13 protein-coding genes are annotated in these 22,365 nt (G+C 38.3%); 8 read left to right on the plus strand and 5 right to left on the minus strand.

Annotated elements, in window-relative coordinates; all coding sequences use genetic code 11:
- Positions 1-30: 30 nt before the first annotated feature.
- Entirely contained in the window at positions 31-4,365 is a 4,335-nt protein-coding gene (locus F6K40_RS27370; protein WP_293140263.1) for an ATP-binding protein, read from the plus strand.
- Positions 4,366-4,988: 623 nt separating this feature from the next.
- Here the strand turns inward: F6K40_RS27370 and F6K40_RS27375 are convergent.
- The 3 genes from F6K40_RS27375 to F6K40_RS27385 all read right to left on the minus strand — a co-directional run bounded on the left by F6K40_RS27375 (position 4,989) and on the right by F6K40_RS27385 (position 12,555).
- Entirely contained in the window at positions 4,989-8,687 is a 3,699-nt protein-coding gene (locus F6K40_RS27375) for a CHAT domain-containing tetratricopeptide repeat protein (RefSeq protein ID WP_293140264.1), read from the minus strand.
- Between the two features lie 160 nt (positions 8,688-8,847).
- The gene (locus F6K40_RS27380; RefSeq protein ID WP_293140265.1) at positions 8,848-9,570 is read right to left on the minus strand and encodes a DUF928 domain-containing protein; all 723 of its coding nucleotides are present in this window, start codon (positions 9,568-9,570) and stop codon (positions 8,848-8,850) included.
- A 618-nt stretch (positions 9,571-10,188) separates the two neighbouring features.
- On the minus strand, positions 10,189-12,555 hold the full coding sequence (locus F6K40_RS27385; RefSeq protein WP_293140266.1) for a CHASE2 domain-containing protein: 2,367 nt from the start codon (positions 12,553-12,555) through the stop codon (positions 10,189-10,191).
- Between the two features lie 400 nt (positions 12,556-12,955).
- On the opposite strand from F6K40_RS27385, the gene F6K40_RS27390 reads away from it, so the two are divergent.
- From F6K40_RS27390 to F6K40_RS27400, 3 genes are all read left to right on the plus strand, one after another.
- On the plus strand, positions 12,956-13,156 hold the full coding sequence (locus F6K40_RS27390; protein ID WP_293140267.1) for a hypothetical protein: 201 nt from the start codon (positions 12,956-12,958) through the stop codon (positions 13,154-13,156).
- Positions 13,157-13,454: 298 nt separating this feature from the next.
- The gene (locus tag F6K40_RS27395) at positions 13,455-13,679 is read left to right on the plus strand and encodes a DUF433 domain-containing protein (protein ID WP_293140268.1); all 225 of its coding nucleotides are present in this window, start codon (positions 13,455-13,457) and stop codon (positions 13,677-13,679) included.
- A gap of 53 nt (positions 13,680-13,732) precedes the next feature.
- Complete coding sequence (locus F6K40_RS27400; protein WP_293140275.1) at positions 13,733-14,008, plus strand: DUF5615 family PIN-like protein; 276 nt, start codon at positions 13,733-13,735, stop codon at positions 14,006-14,008.
- 279 nt (positions 14,009-14,287) lie between these two features.
- On the opposite strand, the gene F6K40_RS27405 is transcribed toward F6K40_RS27400, so the two are convergent.
- Positions 14,288-14,416: a hypothetical protein gene (locus F6K40_RS27405; RefSeq protein ID WP_293140269.1), complete on the minus strand. Its 129-nt coding sequence runs from the start codon at positions 14,414-14,416 to the stop codon at positions 14,288-14,290.
- 14 nt (positions 14,417-14,430) lie between these two features.
- Between F6K40_RS27405 and hflX the strand changes: the two genes are divergently transcribed.
- The gene (hflX, locus tag F6K40_RS27410; protein WP_293140270.1) at positions 14,431-16,155 is read left to right on the plus strand and encodes a GTPase HflX; all 1,725 of its coding nucleotides are present in this window, start codon (positions 14,431-14,433) and stop codon (positions 16,153-16,155) included.
- Between the two features lie 222 nt (positions 16,156-16,377).
- Here the strand turns inward: hflX and F6K40_RS27415 are convergent, their stop codons facing one another.
- Complete coding sequence (locus F6K40_RS27415) at positions 16,378-17,931, minus strand: hypothetical protein (protein ID WP_293140271.1); 1,554 nt, start codon at positions 17,929-17,931, stop codon at positions 16,378-16,380.
- Positions 17,932-18,234: 303 nt separating this feature from the next.
- On the opposite strand from F6K40_RS27415, the gene grxC reads away from it, so the two are divergent.
- From grxC to F6K40_RS27430, 3 genes are all read left to right on the plus strand, one after another.
- Positions 18,235-18,495, plus strand: a complete 261-nt coding sequence (gene grxC, locus F6K40_RS27420; protein ID WP_293140272.1) for a glutaredoxin 3 — start codon at positions 18,235-18,237, stop codon at positions 18,493-18,495.
- Positions 18,496-18,735: 240 nt separating this feature from the next.
- Entirely contained in the window at positions 18,736-19,704 is a 969-nt protein-coding gene (gene gshB / locus F6K40_RS27425) for a glutathione synthase (protein ID WP_293140273.1), read from the plus strand.
- 684 nt (positions 19,705-20,388) lie between these two features.
- Entirely contained in the window at positions 20,389-21,501 is a 1,113-nt protein-coding gene (locus tag F6K40_RS27430; protein ID WP_293140274.1) for a Gfo/Idh/MocA family protein, read from the plus strand.
- Positions 21,502-22,365: the final 864 nt, after the last annotated feature.

A 22,365-nucleotide genomic window follows, 5' to 3' on the forward strand; every position in this document is an offset into this window, starting at 1 on the left:
GTGGAATTTGTGGCCGGGAGGTTGCAAAAATTGGCAGTAGAAACACAAGAGGCATTAAAGTTAGCAGCTTGTATAGGAAATAGATTTGAGTTACAGACATTAGCAGTGGTGTGTCAGAAACCAGAAGCAGATATGGCAGCAGATATTTGGGGAGCATTGCAAGAGGGGTTGATTTTACCTATTTCTCAAAGTTATAAGTTTTTTCAGGGTAATGTGTATGAAACCAAAACTCAGACAGTGACAGTGAGTTATCGTTTTTTACACGATAGAGTGCAACAAGCTGCTTATTCTTTGATTCCTGAAGAACAAAAACAAGTAACACATCTGACAATAGGTAGATTATTACTTCAAAGTATTCCGGAAAATGAGCAGGAAGAAAAAATCTTTTCTATTGTTAATCAATTGAATCTAGGAAGGAAATTAATTGTAGAAGCAAGAGAACGAGAAGAACTAGCTCAACTCAACCTGAAAGCAGGAGAAAAAGCTCAACTTGCCACTGCCTTTACCTCTGCTTTGGAATACGGACAAAAAGGTATGCAACTGCTATCAAAAAAACCATGGCAAGAACAGTATCACCTCTGCTTAAAATTGCATCAGTTAGCAGTAGAAGCAGCTTATGGCGCAAGAGAGTTTGAGATATGTGAAAACCTAATTCAGTTAGTTCTAAAATCTGCTCAGACTACCCTCGAAAAAGTCAAATTTTACCACACTCAAATAGGAATTTACGTTGCCCAAAAACGGGGTCTTGAAGCAATTGAGATTGGTCGCCAGATCTTGCGAATGCTGGGGGTTGAACTACCTAATTCTTTAACAGGAGAAGAGCTACAGGATATCTTGACCACAATGAAGGCATTAATCCCAGAGGGAGGAACAGAGGCATTATTAGCCTTACCTACTTCAGTAGACCCCTATGTAATTGCAGTGATGGAAACTTTAGCTAAGTTATCAACGCCAATTTTTACAAGCAATCCTACATTATTTCCCTTACTTTTTGTTAACCTGATTAAACAGACTTTGACACATGGAACAAGTCCTTATTCTGCAGTTGGCTATTCTCACTACAGTCTATTATGTAGTGCCTTTGGCGATCTGGAGGCAGGTTATCAATTTGGGGAATTAGCTCTGAAGCTCTTGCCTCGTTTTAATAATAAAGTAGTAAATACTCAAGTTTTGTGTGGCGCCGCTTGTACAACACACCATTGGAAAATTCATCTGAAAGAAACCTTAGTATATTACCAAAAGGGTGCTCAAGCAGGTCTAGAAGCTGGTGACTTTTTAAATGTAGCATGGAATTATGCCCATGAGTCTTATGCGATTTATTTACTTGGTAGACCATTGCCTGATGCCAGCCAAGAAATAAATGTTCGCAGTGATGCTATAGGGAGACTTAAGCAAGAAAGCCATCTAATTTACAACGAAATTGTGAATCAATGTGTGCGCAATTTACTGACGCCACCAAAAGATCCGTGTAATTTAACAGGAGACATTTTGAATGAACAACAAATGCTGGCTAAAGTAACTACAATACAGGACACAATTGCTCTGTTCTTTTTCTACTCTTGTAAGTTTCAGCTTTGCTATCTATTAGGTCGTTACCAAGAGGGATTAAAGTACGCAGATTTAACGATGCAGTATAGTACAATGGCCGGTTGCTTTCCGTTCATTCCTGTAATTAACTTTTATATGGTTCTGACGCACTTCGCTTTATGGAAACCATCTCAAAGCGATCGCCAATTAGAGACAATTAAGGTGCAATATGAAAAAATAAAATTTTGGGGTAACTATGGTCCCATGAACCATCAGCACAAGTTTCTTTTAATTGAGGCCGAAAAACAGAAAAATCTTGGCAACAAAACGGAGGCAATAGAACTATACGATCGCGCCATTGCTGGAGCCAAAGAAAACGAATACATCCAAGAAGAAGCTTTAGCAAACGAACTGGCAGCTAAATTTTACCTAGACTGGGGCAAAAATAGAGTTGCTGCTGCCTATATGATCGAAGCTTACTATTGCTACGCCCGTTGGGGGGCAAAAGCCAAAACTGACGACCTAGAAAAAAAATATCCCCAATTACTCCAACCTGTTTTCCAACAAGGAGTCCAATCTCCTAATTTATGGGATACTCTGACAAATATTGCTCAACCTCAAATCTCAAGTCACTCCTCTCAAACCCTGACTTATCAGTCTCAAACAATTATCAATACTACCCTTGATTTGGCGGCAGTGTTGAAATCTTCTCAGGCACTTTCAGAAATCATCCAACTCGATCGACTTCTCCATCAACTGAGCCACATTACTCTGGAAAATTCCGGGGCCGATCGCTGCCTCATTTTGATCCCTGATGACAATAACACTTGGCGTCTCAGAGCTGTTGCTACTACAGATAGCACCGAGCTATGTACCCAACTCCTAACAGATAATACTAGCTTACCAGTTCAACTTATTCAATATGTTAAAAATACCCAAGAAGTGTTAGTGATTAATAACCTGGACACCGACTTACCAATTATTGATAATTATCTGCAGCAAAATCAACCCCAAAGTATTTTGTGTTTACCAATGTTAAATCAGGGAAAATTGATTGGCATTCTGTATTTACAAAATCAACTTACCCTTGATGTATTTACCCCAGAGCGTATTCTCATGCTCAACTTTCTATCTAATCAAGCTGCCATCTCCATTAAAAATGCTCAACTGCATCAGAAGTCAGAATTATCACTACAACAAGTCAAACAATCGCAAAATTTACTAAGGAAAGTTATTGATACAATTCCACAATTCATTTTCTGGAAAGATAGAGACTCAAATTTTTTAGGATGCAACCAAAAATTTGCCACAATGGCAGGTGTTAATTCTCCTGAAGACCTTGTTGGTAAAAATGATTACGAGCTGCCTTGTACTCAAGAGGAGGCTGACTTCTTTCGAGAATGTGACCGCCGTGTCATGGAATCTAACCAAGCTGAATTACACATTATTGAAACACAGAAGCAGCTTGATGGTACAACACTATGGCTAGATACAAACAAAATGCCACTGTGTGATGAAAGTGGAGAGGTATACGGAATTTTAGGCAGCTATGAGGATATTAGCGATCGCCTCCGACTCGAACAAGAGCAAAAACGTCTCTCTGCTATTTTAGAAGCAACTTCTGATTACGTTGGCATGATAGATACTCAAGGCACCATACTATGGATGAATGCTCAATTTAAAAAACTACGTCCAGAGCTACATTGTGACGGTAACTCATTTAAGTTCACAGAAAACCATCCCCAATGGGCTAATGAAATCATTATCAATCAAGGCTTTCCTCTGGCTGCTCGTGATGGAATTTGGTTTGGAGAAACAGCGGTTATAGATTCAACAAGGCGAGAAATTGCAGTTTCCCAAATTATTATTGCTCACAAATCTGCTGACGGAGTGCCAGAATATTTTTCGACTATCATACGAAATATTAGTCAGCTCAAGGCAACCGAAACTGCCCTCAGAGAAAAATCTCAAGCTCTAGAGCAAGCACTTTTTGACCTGCAAAAAACACAATTGCAAATGGTGCAAAGTGAAAAAATGTCAGCATTAGGCAACTTAATGGCAGGAGTCGCCCATGAAATTAATAATCCCACCAGCTTTTTAGCAGGCAATATTCAACACGCCCAAGAATATGTGCAATATTTACTGGGTTTAATTGATTTATATCAATCAGAATATCCTCAACCAACAGAAGTAATAGCAGAAGAAATTGAAGCCATAGAACTAGAATTTTTGCGTGAAGATTTGCCGAAATTGGTAGGTTCGATGAATGTAGGAGTAGAGCGAATTCGTAATATTAGTAGTAGTCTGCGGACTTTTGCTCGCAAAGACCAGGAACATAAGACAACTTTTCAGCTCCATGAAGGAATTGATAGCACCTTACTGATTCTCAAGCACCGCACCAAAGCTACCGAAAAACGTCCAGTAATTGAGATTGTCAGAAACTATGGGGAGATTCCTCTGGTAGAATGTTTTCCTGGGCAATTGAACCAGGTATTTATGAATATTTTAGCCAATGCAATCGATGCTTTTGATCAAGCAAATGTTGGTAAAACTTTGGATGAGAGCAAACAGAAACCGAATAGGATTACGCTTCATACTTCTGTGGTGGGGGAAAATCTAGTGCAGATTCAAATAGAAGATAATGGTTGTGGAATGAAACCAGAGACAAAAGAGCGAATATTTGAGCATGGGTTTACCACAAAAGGAGTAGGAAAAGGTACAGGGTTAGGAATGGCGATCGCTCATCAAATTATTACAGAAAAACATGGCGGTAAGATTACCTGTGATTCCACACTGGGAAAAGGTACAATCTTTGCGATCGTCCTACCAATTACCTGAAATTGAATTCAAAATTCAAAATTCAAAATTCAAAATTCAGATTTTATCGACTTGAAACTTAGGTTCCACATTCATTAATTAAATTCAAAATTCATGCATTATTGCTTAGTAAGGCTTTTAGGATGCATGTAACTGGTCAGTTATTTCTGCCATCCTGCACTAGGAGGAATGAACTGAATTATAACTACCTAAAGCACTGGAGTAATCAACTTAACGTTTTTCCAGAGTTAGAAAAGGCGATCGATCAAGCGACACTACCTGAATAGCTAGCTCATATTACAGCCGTTTCACAGTAGGGACGTTCCATGGAACGTCCCTACGGGCTTTTGGTTGTGAATATGTGGTTCATCAATCTGAAAAGCGCTGTAACTAAAATTGAAAAGTCAGTAGGATTAGATTTCTACTGGCTTGTTTCTTAGAGAGCGATCGCTATATCACTTAGCTTAACAAAATGCAATTACTATTACAGGATTAATTAGTAGGGACGTTGCATAACAAAAATGCGTTTCTTAGCCGAAAACGTCCCTACAGGGCGATCGTTAGTTTTTGGGTTTGTCTGGGTAAGTCCTGTTGATATTACTTCTGACTTCTAATTTTTGAATTTTGAATTTTGAATTTTGAATTTAAATTCCCTCCCATTCTCCCGAAGGCAGAAATGATGCCCAATAATAGGGATGTTGATAGATACGATCGCCCAACATCCCCAACTGCACCTGTCGTAACGCCTCCGATCGCCCCTCCTGATTATTCAACACCCGCTGATAATAGTCGATCATCAAATCTTTGGTACCAGAATCATCTACTATCCAGAGACTAATTACTTGAGTTTCACTACCTGCAAGAACTAACGCTCGACGCAACCCATATACTCCTTCTCCTACATTCACTTCTCCTATTCCTGTCTCACAAGCAGACAATACTACTAATTTAGTACCTGCTAAGTTCAAATTTGCTATTTCCAAGGCTGTCATTATCCCATCTTCTGTACCACTTTGCCGAATATTTGCACCTGCTAAAGCAATACCGGAACGCAGTAGTGGGTTTTCTACTGGTGCAAATGCCAGTGCTTGAAGACCGAACTCAGACTCAAGCATCAAACTACTTCTATTCAAATCTGAAGGTGGGGGAGTTTCCACATCTTCGAGAAAGAAACCGTGGGTAGCAATATGCAGTATTTCTGGAGATTTTACTTGTTTGATAGCGTTTTCCGTAGCTTCTTGTCCCATTAACAAAATCTCGTTTGGTAACTTTTCTGCAATAGCTTTGGCTTCAAATTCGGCTCCAGATAAGGGGCTGAACTTCAGGTTTTCTATATCTGCAGAGGGTTGGTTGCTGCTGCGGGTATTATTGGTGGCAAGTGGCTCTGAAGTGGGTTTACCTGGTTCGTTGTATTTGGGAGCTGCAACTAATATGGGTGGTTGTTTAGTGGGGAAATCTAGATCAAGACGGATCAGGTCTCGTCCGCTGGTGAGGTAGGTGATCGTATAGTTTTCGACTAGGTATTCGTTGTTTTCATCTACCAGAGCAGCAAAGGGTATGAGGTTTAGTTCGGAGTCTGGGGAGAGGAGGATGTGTTTGGCGTTGCCGAGTTTTTGGCGGATGGGTTCCATGACTAATTTATCTAAGGTGCGGGCGGTTGCTTTGGTTTCGGCAATTGCTTTTTCTATTAGTTCTTGATCTGATGTGCTTGGTTTATTTGATAAGGTATTGCGAAATTCGGTGACGGCTTCGTGGATGGGTTCTGCTGCTCCCAAGTCTACCCATTGGGGTGCGCCTGTGGAATGGAGGATGTAGGCTGCGTAGTGGGGTTTTCCCCATTGCTCCGCTCGTTTAACTTTAGGATCGAAAGGTCTGTACTGCTTTATTTCTACCAATGCTGCATCAGTAGGAATTAATTTTTGTACTGCTTCAATAGTGACTGGTTGAGAAATTTTTCTGAATTCTACACTGGCAAGAGAAAGGTCTGCTTCTAATTTTTCTGCTTTAGCTTTGAGGGTGTCTAATTGTTGAAGGTATCGTTCGAGCGGGGGGCGATTTACAGATTTTTTGTAATACATATTAGCTAGTTGAGTGTGAGTGCTAGTGAGGTCGTCGAGGAGTTTTTGGTTTTCTGGAGTGAGGTTGTCGCGGATAACTTGGAGAGAGTCAGTGGTGGAGTCGAGAATGCGACCTTTGCGCCGGAGGATGGTGGTGAGTGCAAGGTTACCCGCTTTTTTGTTTGTGGGTGCGTATTGGAGGTGTAGGGATATTGTAGCGTCAGTTGTAGCTGAGAACTTTCTCATAGAGGCTTGTTTTTGGCTGTCTGAACCTGTGGCAAGAAAGGTAGTGAGGGTGTTTTCTTCTACTTCCATTCCGCGGGTGAGATATTCGATAGCACTGGTTGTATTTCCTTGGGCAAGGTGCAGTGATACCAAGTGATTGAGGCTGGTAGCAAGGTCTGGATGGTCAGTTCCTAATACTTTCTCTCTGATTGCTAGAGACCTTTGGTATAGGGGAAAGGCTTCCGTGTAGTTCCCTTGGTTACGGTACAGTAATGCCAGGTTTGTGAGGCTGGTAGCAACGTCTGGATGGTCAGCTCCTAACGCTTTCTCTGATATTGCCCTTGACCTTTGGTATAGAGATAAGGCTTCTGTATAGTTCCCTTGGAATTCGTAGACTTCTGCCAAGTTGTGTAGGCTGGTGGCAATATATGGATGGTCAGTTCCTAATACTTTCTTTCTAATTGCCAGAGACTCTTGGAATAGGCGCAAGGCTTCCGTGTAGTTCCCTTGGTTACGGTACAGTATTGCCAAGTTGTTGAGGCTGGTGGCAACGTCTGGATGGTCAGTTCCTAATGCTTTCTCCAATATTGCCCTTGACCTTTGGAATAGAGATAAGGCTTCTGTATAGTTCCCTTGGGCACGGTACAGTTCTGCCAAGTTGTGTAGGCTGGCAGCAACGTCTGGATGGTCAACTCCTAATGCTTTCTCTCTGATTGCCAGAGACTCTTGGTATAGAGGTAAAGCTTCTGTGTAGTTTCCTTGGGATTGGTGCAGTGTTGCCAAGTTGTTGAGGCTGGTGGCAACGTTTGGATGGTCAGTTCCTAACGCTTTCTCGAATATTGCCCTTGACCTTTGGTATAGAGGTAAGGCTTCTGCATAGTTTCCTTGGGCATAGTACAGTTGTGCCTGGTTGTTGAGGCTGGTGGCAACATCTGGATGGTCAGCTCCTAATGCTTTTTCTCTGATTGCCAGAGACTCTTGGAATAGGCGCAAGGCTTCTGCATAGTTCCCTTGGGCGTGATACAGTTGTGCCTGGTTGTTGAGGTTGGTCGCAACTAAGGGATGGTTAGCTCCTAATACTTTTTCATAGATTGCCAGAGAATCTTGGAATAGAGTTAAGGCTTTTGCATAGTTCCCTTGGGCGTGATACACTTGTGCCTGGTTGTTGAGGTTGGTCGCAACTAAGGGATGGTTAGCTCCTAATACTTTTTCATAGATTGCCAGAGAATCTTGGAATAGAGTTAAGGCTTTTGCATAGTTCCCTTGGGCGTGATACACTTGTGCCTGGTTGTTGAGGCTTAGGGCAACGTGTGGGTGGTCAGCTCCTAATGCTTTTTCATAGATTGCCCTTGACCTTTGGTATAGAGATAAGGCTTCTTTATAGTTCCCTTGGTCACGGTACAGTATTGCCAGGTTGTTGAGGGTAGTGGCAAGTTTGGGATGGTTAGTTCCTAATGTTTTCTCAAATATTGCCCTTGACCTTTGGAATAGAGGTAAGGCTTCTGTGTAGTTCCCTTGAGCATGATACAGTTGTGCCTGGTTACTGAGGTTTTGGGCAACGTCTGGATGATCAGTTCCTAATGCTTTCTCCAATACTGCCAGAGACTTCTGGAATAGAGGTAAAGCTTCACTGTAGTTTCCTTGGGAATAGTAAAGTAATGCCAGGTTGTTAAGGCTGGCAGCAACATATTGATGATCGGGTCCTAATACTTTTTTGAATACTGCCAGAGACTTCTGGAATAGGGGTAAGGCTTCGCTGTAGTTGCCTTGGTTCTGGTGTTGTATACCTAAAAAATTCATCACTTGTACACTACGAAGGATTTGAGAAGCGCCTGCATTTTCTAAAATGATCAAGGCACGCTCTAAAAGTGGAATAGCTTCACTATATTTTCCCTGATTTGACAAATCCACTGCCTCTTGATAAAGTCGTTTTGCTTCCTCCATTTCCCCAGACTGTTGCGCTATCACAGCAGGTTTAATTTCCCCCACTACTGGCTTAACCATTCCCACTAATAACCCAAAAACACCAACAATAACAACAACAAAATACTTACCTTTCATAATTTTCCTCCTGAAAAAAACTTTAGTTCTACCAAGTTAGGTAGGCATAAACAATTAGTAAAATCGAAATCACTTTGAAATTAACGAAATAATCGAGACTGCTTCCCTCCCCTCCCTCCCAGTCGCAATAAAATAGTTAGGTTTAATTAAAGCTACCTACTTACTTATCGCCAACATCACAACAATCTTGAATCCGCTCCAAAGTCAAATCATAGTCATCAAAACCGATATAATCTTGCTGCCATAAACTATTCCATCTAGCGGCGATCGCTGTATCATCAGGATTACTCCGACGCAAGTTTCCTAACTCAGTAATAGTCTCATGCCACAAACCATTTTCCGCATAAATATCTATTTTTTCCATCACAGTTGTAGCCGAATTTAACTGACTCGTCAAGCGATCGCTAGCTGGCACCTGTTCAACCACTCCATCAACAGACAAATCCTCTGCTCCCTCTCCACAGTCAAAAACAAATTTCCAACGATATTGTTTTCCTAGCTTTAAAGACGGTGCAGCAGAAGGTAACTTCAAACTAATAATTCCCTGTTCAGACTCAACATTAAAGTTAGTCTGATAAATTTTGTCTCCAGTAACTTCATCTATCAAAGTGAAATCAATAGATTTGCTATAACCAGGAATATACAACCAAAAAGTCGGATGACTCGCTAAAGTTTGTCCGAAGTTAGTTTTAGGAACGAGAGCTAAAAGAGGTTTTTCGATTTTAGGACATAATTTAGGAGGAGGAGCATTAGGATCGCGACTCGTTCCATCTGCTCTATCCCCAGGTCTACTTTTTGTTGGGATTTCAAATTCCCCCAATACTGGTTGAGTCATTCCTACCAATAACCCCAAAGCACAAACAATAACTTGTTTATATTTCATAATTTACTTCCTGAAAAAAACTTTTTGTAATACCGATTTATTAGAGATATTGAAGGGTTTAATCCCCCCAACTCCCCTTGGAAAGGGGGGCTTAAGAAGCCTGGTTTCTACAACATAAAATTCTGCATTTTGTGATACTAATTTGTTGGAGATATTAAAGGGTTTAATCCCCCCAACCCCCCTTGGAAAGGGGGGCTTAAGAAACCAGGTTTCTGCAATCGAAAATTCTGCATTTTTTGATCCTAATTTGTTAGAGATATTGAAGGGTTTAATCCCCCCAACCCCCCTTGGAAAGGGGGGCTTAAGAATCCTGGTTTCTACAACATAAAATTCTGCATTTTGTGATACTAATTTGTTGTAGATATTAAAGGGTTTAATCCCCCCAACCCCCCTTGGAAAGGGGGGCTTAAGAAACCAGGTTTCTGCAATCGAAAATTCTGCATTTCAAGCCTTCTGTTCAAAGGTGCTGACTGATAACTGATTGTGATACTAATTTATTAATAATATGGAACAGTTGAATCCTCCCAAACCTGCGGAAAAACAAAAGTTATTGCTCTATCTCCCCCCTTTCCAAAACCTAAATTCTTAAGTCTCCCTGTCAAATCTTAAGCCCAAATCTTAAGCCCCCCTTTCAAAGGGGGGTTTGGGGGGATTAAACACTCTAAAAAAGCCAGAATCATCAACTAAAATAATCACACCATTCACAATCAATACCAAAATAGACGGCACGAAAGGAACCACAAAACCCAGAGTTAAAATAAACAAACTAACTAAGTACAAAACAAAAATATTTCCTACTATAAATAATAACAAATAAAAACCTCGCAAAAAATGCCTGCTTACCACACAAATCAAAACAAACCAAGCCAAAATCCACAACCATTCTACCCACCAACTCCAAAAAGTAATTAAAGGTCTTCCATCCAAAACTGCACTAATAATTTGACTCACCTGATGTGCGTGTAAAATAACTCCAGACATTTGCTTTTGATTAGGGGGCTGAATCTGACTATAAGGAGTAGAAAACTTGTCACCAGCAGCAGGATCTGTAATCCCAATCAGGACAATTTTATCCTTAACTAAAGAAGCATTAACTTCCCCATCCAAAACCTCGGAAATACTAATTGTTTGAGCTACTTTATTATCCACCTCATCCGAATTTCTATAATTAAGTAAAATTTGAAATCCTCTATCATCAAAATTTTGATAAATACCTTCTCCTTTCCTCAGTCGCTTCAAAGTAACATCACCAATTCTAACATTTCCTTCGGGAGTATTTTCAGGTTTAATCCCTTTAATTGCCAAAAAATCTAAAGCCACCCTAGCACTTAATGAATACCCAGTTTTACAAGGGTCTTCTTCTTCCATACCCATAAACATTAAATGGCGACGGACAATTTTAAATTGACCATTATCAAGAGCTAAATCAGTAAAACCTAAACGTTCTTTTGGCACACCTTCAGGAGGTATAGTACCAGGTTTATTAGGGCGATATTCACTGGTACTACAAACAGCAATTATTTTCTGATTATTAGCCAAAATATTTAATAACTTTCGATAATTAGCTTCAGATTCCAAAGGTTTCTCCCGCCATAAATCCAAACCAATAATTGCTGGTTGAAAAGCATCTATTTTAGTTATTACCTCAGCCAAAATTTCATCCTTTAAAACATTACCAATACCAAACTTGTTAATATCTGCTTGTGTAGCTTCAACAATTAAAATATTAGGGTCTGGCTTTTCTGGAAGTCGCCGTTGCATTAAGCGATCGAACTCATATAACTCTAATGGTTGGAGCAAACCTAAAGCTCTAATACCAATTACTGCCACAGATAATAAACCAGCAATAGCTAAAGTCATACTCAACTTTTTAGGTTTAGGCAAATCCAGATTATTTTCTAAAATTACCAACTGTTCCTCAACCCAAACTTGATTAAAAACTGTCTGATAAATCTGATTAAAAATCACCAATTTATCTTGTTTTTTCAGAACTATACCGGACAACTTTAGAGACATCTGTACTTGACTCCGATCAAACTTAACCTCTCCCTCCTGAAGAACCTTTTGATATAACCTCAATAATTGAATATCACTAAGTAAATAATCCTGTATATGTTTTAAATGAGTAGGATTATCCTTATCCTCCCAAGAATTCAAAATATGTTCTTCCACCAACTTATCAACATCTGGTCTAGAACTATCTGCATAATCAACAATAATTTGACAAAGTTTCTGAGTTAAAAAAGGCTGACCTCCAGTCCAATCAAAAACCTTTTGTAAAACAACATCAGGCTCCTCTACTATTCCTATAAATCCCTGAATTAAATGTTTCTTTGCCTCCGCAAAAGTTAATTCTGTCAACTCAATTCCATAGCCAACATTAAAAGGAGTATGCCTTCTATTTTTAATTAAATCCCCCGGAGTAACCGCACCGAAAAAGCCAAAAATTAGTCGATGATAATCAGGATTTTTCTTCTCAGAGCGACGATTATAACAAGACCGAATAAAACCCAAAAATTCATCTTTAAAATAGCATTTTCCCAGGACATCAATTTCATCCAGAAAAATATATATCTTCTGAGTCGGAAAATTCCTAAATAAAATTTCTTCAATAAACAACTTCCAAAGTTGAAGACTACTTAAATTTCCATAACGAGCTATCAAATATTGAAAATTGCCACTATTTTCCAAGTCACATTTATCAAAAAGTACCCTGAAAAAACCGTCATACCAAGATGCTTTAGGTATAGAAAAATCGGATAACATACTCATGTCAATTGAAATACATTTACAACCTTGGGAGGTTAATTTTTCCAATCTATCTATAACTCTTACCCGCAAACTAGACTTACCCATTTGACGAGAATTAAATACATAACAATATTCTCCTTCGAGGAGTTTTTCTAATAGTTCAGTATCTTGTTTTCTCTCCACATAAGTCTGGTCATTTGCCGATAAACTTCCTCCAGTAGAGTGATAAATCATAATTTAATTTTCAAATAAGTTGTAAATTGTAGGGGTTTGGTCTCCAAACCCAAGCATAGATGTGATTTTGAAACCAAACTCCTATGCTCGAACATTACAATCTATTGAGAATTGCTATATAGTAGCTGATACATTTTTAGACTGATTAAGTATAAGTTTTCTTATATTAAATATTAAAATATTTCTGAATAATTAGCAAAATATGCAGGAACTAGCATAAAAAATTATCTTTGTTGGTCTGAATATGCAAAAAAATACATACTGACTAGCATGAAGCATTTTTGAAAGTTCTTTAAAGATAAATATGCTATTCAAAGTTCTATTTGTTAATGTCAAATAAACCTTGGTTAAATTGTAGTTGTCAGTCAACAAGTTTGAAATAAAAACTATTTTAACCCACATGAAAAAAACTTCCAAAATTATCCTATTCTTGAGTATTTGTATCTTAAGTTCTACACCTTCTTTATCCCAAATAATTGCAGGATATCTTTTTGAAAAAATTGCTGATTGTGTAGTATTTAATCAATGTCCGCAACCAAGAAATATTGAACTTAAACCCCTAATGCGCAAACCTCCAGCAGAACAAGCGGTGACAGATTAAGACTTACCTAGAAACCGGGTTTATTTGAATTTCCTGAAAAAAATAATAATCAGGGAAATAAACCCGGTTTCTTGTTTCTTACCAAAAAATGAGGTCTAAAGCCTCCCCTTTTAAGGGGATGAAAAAAATATTTAATTCAGTATTTCAAGTCTCCGACTTCAGTCGGAGGTTCACTGATAACTGATAACTGATAACTGATAACTGAAATGACCGGGTTTGATCTTAAAGCTTTGTCAAGAAACATTCAAATAGTTGGAAAATTTATGTAAAATAAAATTATCCTAATTATCAACTAAGTATGTCAGAACAAAATATTATTACTATTGAACCAGGAAAACGTAGTGGAAAACCTTGTATTCGAGGTATGAGAATAACTGTCTACGATGTACTTTCCTATTTAGCTGCGGGGATGACTTATGAAGAATTATTAGAAGATTTTCCCTATTTAACAAAACAGGATATTTTGGCTTGTTTGAGCTATGTTGCTGAACGGGAACAACAAACTTTAATAGTACCCAAATGAAACTTTTATTCGACCATAATTTATCACCTCGTTTATTGTCGCGTTGATCCGATATTTATCCACAGTCTAGTCATCTTTATTTTTTAGGACTAGACCAAGCTAACGATCGAGATGTATGGCAATATGCTCGTGATAATAAATATATCATTGTCACTAAAGATGCTGATTTTTATGATTTGCTAACCTTGCTTGGTTTTCCTCCTAAGTTAATCTGGATCAGGGTAGGAAATTGTACAACATCTGAAATTGAGATACTTTTACGTTCTCGGTATGATAATATTGTAGCTTTGAGTCAAGATGCTAGTAATTCAGTTTTAATTCTATATTAGGCATCAGTTTTAGTTCTATCAGGACTTACGCTTTCCTAACCAAGAAACCGGGTTTATTCCCGTGATTATCATTGTTCAAACCAGGAAATTTCGAGTTATAACCCGGTTTCTTGTAACTACGAGAAATAAGATACCTTATGCATCTTAATCCGTACATCTTAATCCGTATATCCGTGGCATAATCCGTGTGAGCGCCTCAACCCACCCTTCCCACTACAGAGGTCTACCCAAATGAAAACCCTGGGTTAACCCTACGAGAAATAAAATACGTTATGCTTCTTAATCCGTACATCTTAATCCGTATATCCGTGGCATAATCCGTGTGAGCGCCTCAACTCTCCCCACACTTCCCACACTTCCCACACCAAGCTCTATAATAATTATAAGTAGTATATAGAGGGGCCACAAAAACGTGGCTAGGAATGCCTATCGAAACCATCCACGGAAATCTCCAAGGTCTAAAATCTAGCCAACTTAAACAACTGCAAAAGTTGTACCATCAGCGACTACCAGGCGATCGCCTAACTACCTCGGAATTTGCCCAAAGAGTCGCTTCCATCAGCACAGAAGTTGGCCAACCAGTCTGCGTATATATCAATCGTAGGGGACAAATTATCCGGGTGGGAATTGGCACACCCCGTCAAACCCAAATTCCACCCCTAGAATTACCCCGTTATGGTTCAGGTCGTCTGAGTGGTATTCGTTGTATTGCCACTAAACTGAAAGCAGAAGTGCCTTCGGAAGGCGCTCTAACTGCAATGGTAATTCAACGACTCGATGCTCTAGTAACGCTAACTCTCACCGGAGAAGGATTTAAGCGTCGGGGTGGAGGAGCTACAGGTTACATAAAACAAGCTTATCTAGCTCACCTATTACCTATTCCCACACACGAACGTGAAAATAGCGATCTTCAAGAGCTGAAATTTTGGAACGTATCACCTCCTCTAAGTCTCGATATGGTTGCAAAACAAGACTTTATCGACTTAATTGACGGACTAGAAGCAGAATTTCAACGAGAATTTATCGCTCAAGAAGTTGATTCTGACCAAGACTTAGTGCTGTTGGTGGGGTTAAAAATAGATAAAATGACCGATCGGGAATTTGAAGATGGATTGGCAGAACTAGCTCGACTTGTTGATACTGCTGGAGGTCAAGTATTAAAAAAAGTACATCAGAAGCGATCGCATCCCCATCCCCAGACTGTCGTAGGAGAGGGTAAAGTTCAAGAAATTGCTCTGAACGTTCAAACAGTCGGAGCGAATCTTGTTGTATTTGACCGCGATCTATCTCCTGCTCAAGTCCGCAACCTAGAAACAAAAATTGGTGTCAGAGTTGTAGATCGCACCGAAGTTATTCTGGATATTTTTGCCCAACGCGCTCAATCTCGCGCTGGAAAATTACAGGTCGAACTTGCTCAACTAGAATACACTATTCCTCGTCTGACAGGTAGAGGTGAAGCGATGTCTCGTCTTGGTGGTGGTATTGGAACCAGGGGACCTGGTGAAACTAAGTTAGAAACGGAACGTCGGGCAATTAATTCTAGGATTTCTCGTTTGCAGAAAGAAGTTAATCAATTACAAGCGCACCGTTCCCGTCTGCGACAAAATCGTCAGCGTCAAGAAGTACCGACGGTGGCAATAGTTGGATATACGAATGCTGGTAAATCTACATTATTAAATACACTTACTAATTCAGAAGTTTATGCAGCAGACAAACTATTTGCAACTCTAGATCCTATTACTCGTCGTCTGACTATTCGTGATGCTGTTACTGAAGAACCAACTACAATTGTGATTACTGACACGGTGGGATTTATTCACGAACTCCCTCCTACTCTGATGGATGCTTTTCGGGCAACTCTCGAAGAAGTTACGGATGCAGACGCTTTACTTCATGTTGTCGATCTGTCTCATCCTGCTTGGCAAAGTCAAATACGTTCTGTGATGAATATTTTGGCAGAAATGCCAGAAACTCCCGGACCTGCTTTAGTTGCTTTTAACAAAATTGATGAAGTAGATGGAGATACTTTAAGATTTGCTCACGAGGAATATCCGATGGCAGTATTTATTTCTGGTGCTCAGGGACTTGGTTTAGAAACTTTGCGTCAACGACTCGCGCAACTTATTGATTATGTTATTGCTTCGTAGTCAACTACCCATAATGTAGGGAAGTTCCATGGAACTTCCCTACAGGTTGATGAGTTGTCAAATTTTTTATATTTTCTAATTCCAGCAATTTTTTTCCCTACTGTAGGGGCGAATGGCCATTCGCCCCTACCCATTGCATGATGATCGATGGAATTATATTACTCCGAAGTCAACAGATTTGATATAACTTTTGCTCAAAATTGTATGTGCAATTTCCCTGCACTACGTTATATTCAATGTAACCATATTTGAAAATGCTGCCAAAGACTTATTAGGGTAAAGGTGTTCCAAATCTACAGGATAGGCAGAATTGAGAGCAGAACAGGTTAGATATGGTCTGACTGCAAATGTTAAACTAAAGTTAGGTAAATTTCCATAAGCAGCTGGTCCAACTGTAACTAAACCATTACTTACATAAATTGGACGATTGTCTTTGTCTCGCCATAAAAGTTGAGAACCTGAACTTGTTTTAACTTCTAGAAATCCGCTGTAGAGTCTTCCATCCGATTTTTTAACGAACAAGTCATACTCTTCTCCGTTTTTGATAGTGAGATTACTGCGATTAGTTGGATCGAACGCCGATCTCAAGCGTAGCAAGAGGGGTTCTCGATCGGGAATGTACCAGTCAAACAATTCTGCTCTGACTAGAGGTTGACTATTACTACAGGATAGATGTTCTTTTTTTATTAGAGGTCGATTAGCAGTGCATGAGTAAGGAGTTTCCCAACATTTTCGTTCTACATTGACATATTGAGTAATCTGACTTAATAAACCGTCAGCTCTCCACGTCCAATCTTCTGTCACACTCCAGTCGGGTACTGACAAAAGTTTTCTTGCAGCATACTCAATATAACGCATCGTGATGGCGGAACCAGAAACCACAGACTTGAGAGCTTCCAAGTGCCAAATATCCATACCAGATTCATTATAACCACCATTCTCAGGAAGAGGATGTCCGAATAGGAGTTCAAAAATCGTTAGTGGTGTTGAAGATAAATTCGTCGGTATTTTTCGGTCTGGTGGCAGTAAAGAGTAATGTGCTGCCATATCTTCATCTTTTAAATAATAGTCTGTTGCAAATTTTTCTGTGGAAAAACCACCAAGCATTCCTTGAGTTGCAACATCTTCCCATCCTGTTCGTGAATAGGTGACCTTAATTTGTTGAGCTGTTTTGTTTAGCGAGCCACCTTCTTGAACTCCGTAACTCGTGCCACCAAGAGCTAGCAGAAGCTTTCCTTGAGGGGTATCTTCTTCCTTGAGATACCAGCGCAATTGACTTGGAAAACCTGCATTCCAGTAAGCACAACTTCTGGTTTTGGTAAACCTCATAGTATACCCACCATTACTAGAGGGATCTGTCTCAATATCAATTCTTGTGTAGCCAATGAAATTGCCTTGAGCATTGTAGTTTTTAAAGAGCATATACGAACCCAGAGGGGGAAGGCTAATTTTTTGAGCCGTATATTGAACGGGTGGCGCAGTCGGTAAATTATCAACCACTAACACATCATAATTGCTCCACTCAGATTTATTCTGTTTCAAACGCACCATATAAATGCCTACGGGGAAACCACCTTGAGGAGGAGAAACAGTAAGTTTTCCATTTATTGCAGTTCCTTGCCATACACCAGATGAATTCCGGCGATCCGAAAAATCTAACTTGGCAGTCGTTAACTCATAATCCAAGGATTTACCGTTCCAACTGTTGGGAACTTTTACTATATACCCTTGATTTGGTGTGATTTTTCCTGGAACAATTTTTATCTTTATACTCATTTGGACTTATGAACTTCGTTAATTGTTTAAGCTGAGGGTGTAGCATCTTTGCCTTCCCTCTACTTCTTAATCACCCCTTTTATTCACGTTTCTGCAAAAAAATCGTTAAGAGTTGTAACATGATTGTAGTAGTTGGCAATTAACTTAAGTCCCGGACTAGCAAAGCTGAACTTTTCGGCCAGAATTATGTAAAGAAAACGACCGTTTTCTTTACCCTAGAAAATATCTAAAATCTAAAAACATTCCCAAACAACAAGTTAATATTACAATCACTTAAGAAATATTCCTTATAGGTAATCAATTATGTCTGCTAATGTAGAAATTTACACTTGGTTAAGTTGTCCTTTTTGCATTCGTGCTAAAGCTCTTTTAGATCAAAAACAAGTAAACTATCAGGAATACGCTATAGATGGCGATGATGTAGAGCGGGAAAAGATGGCCACTAGAGCAAATGGCCGTCGTTCTTTGCCCCAAATCTTTATAAATGACCAACATATTGGTGGTTGTGATGAGCTACATGGATTAGAAGCTCAAGGGAAACTAGACCAACTTCTAGGAGCATAAGATTAGTTTCGGTCATTTCAGTTATCAGTTATCAGTACCTCCAACTCAAGTCGGAGACTTGAAATACTGAATTAAATATTTTTTCCATCTCCTTGAAAGGGGATGCTTTAGACCTAATTTTTTGGTAACAAAAAAACTTGACTAGAATTTATGATTCTAGAGGGGTAAATATTTTTTAAAGATGATTATTACCCCTTACTTAATAAGTAAAAATATTTTGAATTAATTAACAAAAAAAAGATGAAATTTGTATTCATCATAGACCCCATAGAACGACTTAACCCAGTTCACGATACCAGCGTCGCACTAATGGAAGCTGCTCAAGAACTTGGTCACGAAGTTTGGATAACGGAAGTTAATCAACTAACTATTATTGATAGTAAAACCTGGGCAACAATTAAGCGAGTACATTTGATTCCAATTGAAAGGATAGAAAATCATTGGGTGGCAAGTAATCCTTGGTACGATATAGGAAAAACTATGCTGGAACCATTAGAATCCATGGATGCTGTATTTATGCGCCAAGATCCACCAGTAACAATTCCTTATCTTTATGCTACTTATCTTTTAGATTATATTAATCCAGAAAAAACCTTAGTAATAAATTCTCCTCAAGGGTTACGCGCTGCTAATGAAAAAATGTATGCTTTGCAATTTACAAAAGTAATTCCGCAGACAATTGTTAGTCAAAATAAACAGGTAATTAGAGAATTTTTAGAGTCACAAGGAGCAGCAGTTTTAAAACCTTTAGGTGGAAAAGCTGGGGAAGGAATTTTGTTTTTAGAACCTACGGATAGAAATTTTAATTCTCTGATAGAAATTAGTACAAAACAAGGTCAAGAACCTGTAATGGTTCAGAGTTATTTACCAGCAGCAAAAGAAGGAGATAAGCGAATTATTATGTTGAATGGTAAACCTATCGGAGCAGTAAATCGAATTCCTACTGGTAAAGAATTTAGAGGAAATATGGCAGTGGGAGGTAGGGTTGCTCAGACAGAAATTACAGAAAGGGAATATGAAATTTGTGAGTATTTAGCACCTAAATTAATAGCAGATGGTTTATATTTTGTAGGTATAGATGTGATTGGTGGTTATCTGACAGAAGTTAATGTTACCAGTCCGACAGGAATTAGAGAAATCGATTTGCTTGATAATATTAATTTGGGTAAACAAGTAATAGAATGGATAGTTGATCAATTCAAAATTTAAAATTCAAAATTCAAAAGTGATAATTTGTAAGTAAGCATTTAGCTATTAGCTTTCAGCTATCAGCAATGAGACTCCGCTTCCGTAGGGACGTTGCATGCAACGTCCCTACCAATTTATCAAGTCAAAAGTCAAAAGTAATAATTTGTAATTCGGGAGTAGGGAGCAAGGAAAAATTTGAAAATATTCTCTATTAACTCTAATTCATTTTAGATAGCATATAGTAGTCCTCAATAGGTTGTAAAATTTTATCTAAAGGGGTTTGGAGACCAAACCCCTACAGTTTTTTTTACAAATCATTGAGGATTGCTATACCTATCATTTTTCGATAATTAATAATTAATTGATCATCAATTAATAGGGCGATTTCCACTGTGATGAAGTACAATCATCTACAATATTTTCACCATTCACCTTCTAGATAATTTACCCGAAATATGCTTTAAATAATTATCCATTATCCATTATCCATTATAGTAGTCCTCAATAGGTTGTAACTTTTTATCTAAAGGGGTTTGGAGACCAAACCCCTACAGTTTTTTTTACAAATCATTGAGGATTGTTATACCTATCATTTTTCCCTTTGTTTTGAATCTCCATTATTCATTAATAAATAAATTATTCATTAATAAATAATTATCAATTATCCATTATCCATTATCCATTAATAAAGCCTTTTTATCAACAATGAACAATCAAACTATTGGTGTAGCAGTTATCGGTACAGGATTTGGTCAAAAAGTACATATACCAGGTTTACAAGCACATCATAAAACTCAAGTATTAGCTGTTTATAATCCAGATTTAGAAAAAGCTAAATCAATTGGATCAAACCATAATATTCCTCATGCTTGTAACACCATAGAAGAGATAATTTCCTTACCTGAAGTTACTGCCGTAACAATTTCAACTCCTCCATTTCTACACTATGAAATGGCAAAGCAAGTATTAGGAGCAGGGAAACATTTATTGTTAGAAAAACCTACAACTTTAAAAGCAGAAGAAGCTCAAGAATTATATCATCTTGCTGCTACTAATAAATGTGTAGTAACTATGGATTTTGAATTTCGTTTTGTTCCTGCTTGGCAACTATTTGCAGAAATTTTAGCAGATGGATATGTGGGGGATAAACGCCTAATTAAAATTGATTGGTTAGCATCAAGTCGTGCTAACCCAAGTCGTCCTTGGAATTGGTATTCTCAAAAAGAAAAAGGAGGAGGTGCATTAGGAGCGATCGCTTCCCATACTTTTGATTATGTTAACTGGTTATTTGGTCCTGCTAAAAAACTTTGGGGACAACTTAATACTTCTATTAAAACTCGTCCTGATCCTACTATGGGAGACCAATTAAAACCAGTTGATGCTGATGATACTTGTAACATTATGTTAGAGTTGGCAGACGGTACTCCTTGTCAAATTTGTATTAGTTCTGTCACCTATCAAGGGCGGGGTCATTGGGTGGAAGTTTATGGTAGTAAAGGTACTTTAATTATTGGTAGTAATAATCAAAAAGATTATGTACATGGATTCAAAGTTTGGGGTTCTCAAAATGGGGAAACTTTAGCAGAAATAAATATTCCTGAAAGATTAGATTTTCCGAAGGTTTATTCTGATGGTAGGATTGCACCTTTTATCCGAGTAGTTGATAATTGGGTACAAGCAATAGAGGCAGAAAAATCTGTAATTCCATCTTTGAAAGATGGTGTTTATTCTCAGTTATTAATGGATTTAACCCATGAATCTAATTTAACTGGTACTTGGATAAATGTGCCAGATTTAGATAAATTTCTTGAGAATTAGGAGTAACTTTTAATATTAAGGATTTAGCGTTTAGCTAACAGCTATCAGCTATGAGTTATTAACTCATTTTGATTAAGAAAAATTCCCTATAAATACAGCCTATTTCATATAAGTATAGTATAGTGATTTTAGTAGATTTTATTAATAAGAATTAAAACTTAATTCCATAGTTCAAAAACTATTTAAAAATCTAGCATTACTGTACTTCATAAACCTGGAATGCGCTGTAAGATTCTCTAATAGTAGGGAATTAAATTATACTAAATAGCAAAATCAATACTATACTTAGATGACATTTAAACTACATTTCAATTATTAAATAATTAAGACAGACAGAATAATCTTTTTGATAATTATTAGCCAGTTATATCATGTCCAGATAATTAGTGATAAAAAAACTTGCTCCTCTTTATACCTTAAAACTTCCTCTTATTCCCTCCAGTCTCGAGTCTCGAGTCTCCTGACTCCTCCCTAATTATTTATAACTGTTCAACCGGACATGATATTACAGCAGTTTTCATTTCAGTAGACCACAGTAGGGACGTTCCATGGAACGTCCCTACGGGGTTTTGGTTGTGACGATGTGGTTCATCAAGAAAGAAAAGCGCTGTAATGTTGATTATTCATATTTTTATATCATGTACGAATAATTATTGATAAAAAACCTGGCTCCTCCTTATAGTTTAAAACTTCCTCCTCTTACCTCCTAACTCCTCCCCCTTCCTGACTCCTGACTCCTTATAGTTTGAAACTTCCTCCTTTTACCTCCTGACTCCTGACTCCTGACTCCTGACTCCTCCCCTACTCAATAAGTTTTTGATAAATGATATTAGCTATCTCTAATAATTGGAAATCGGAAGAGTG

The organism is Okeania sp. SIO3I5, assembly GCF_010672085.1.
Taxonomy (GTDB): Bacteria; Cyanobacteriota; Cyanobacteriia; order Cyanobacteriales; family Microcoleaceae; genus Trichodesmium.

Coding starts and splice junctions, on each gene's coding strand:
- F6K40_RS27375 (WP_293140264.1), bottom strand. CDS start 8,687: ATGAAAGGTAAGTATTTTGTTGTTGTTATTGTTGGTGTTTTTGGGTTA.
- F6K40_RS27380 (WP_293140265.1), bottom strand. CDS start 9,570: ATGAAATATAAACAAGTTATTGTTTGTGCTTTGGGGTTATTGGTAGGA.
- F6K40_RS27430 (WP_293140274.1), top strand. CDS start 20,389: ATGAACAATCAAACTATTGGTGTAGCAGTTATCGGTACAGGATTTGGT.
- F6K40_RS27415 (WP_293140271.1), bottom strand. CDS start 17,931: ATGAGTATAAAGATAAAAATTGTTCCAGGAAAAATCACACCAAATCAA.
- gshB (WP_293140273.1), top strand. CDS start 18,736: ATGAAATTTGTATTCATCATAGACCCCATAGAACGACTTAACCCAGTT.
- hflX (WP_293140270.1), top strand. CDS start 14,431: ATGCCTATCGAAACCATCCACGGAAATCTCCAAGGTCTAAAATCTAGC.
- F6K40_RS27395 (WP_293140268.1), top strand. CDS start 13,455: ATGTCAGAACAAAATATTATTACTATTGAACCAGGAAAACGTAGTGGA.
- F6K40_RS27385 (WP_293140266.1), bottom strand. CDS start 12,555: ATGATTTATCACTCTACTGGAGGAAGTTTATCGGCAAATGACCAGACT.
- F6K40_RS27390 (WP_293140267.1), top strand. CDS start 12,956: ATGAAAAAAACTTCCAAAATTATCCTATTCTTGAGTATTTGTATCTTA.
- grxC (WP_293140272.1), top strand. CDS start 18,235: ATGTCTGCTAATGTAGAAATTTACACTTGGTTAAGTTGTCCTTTTTGC.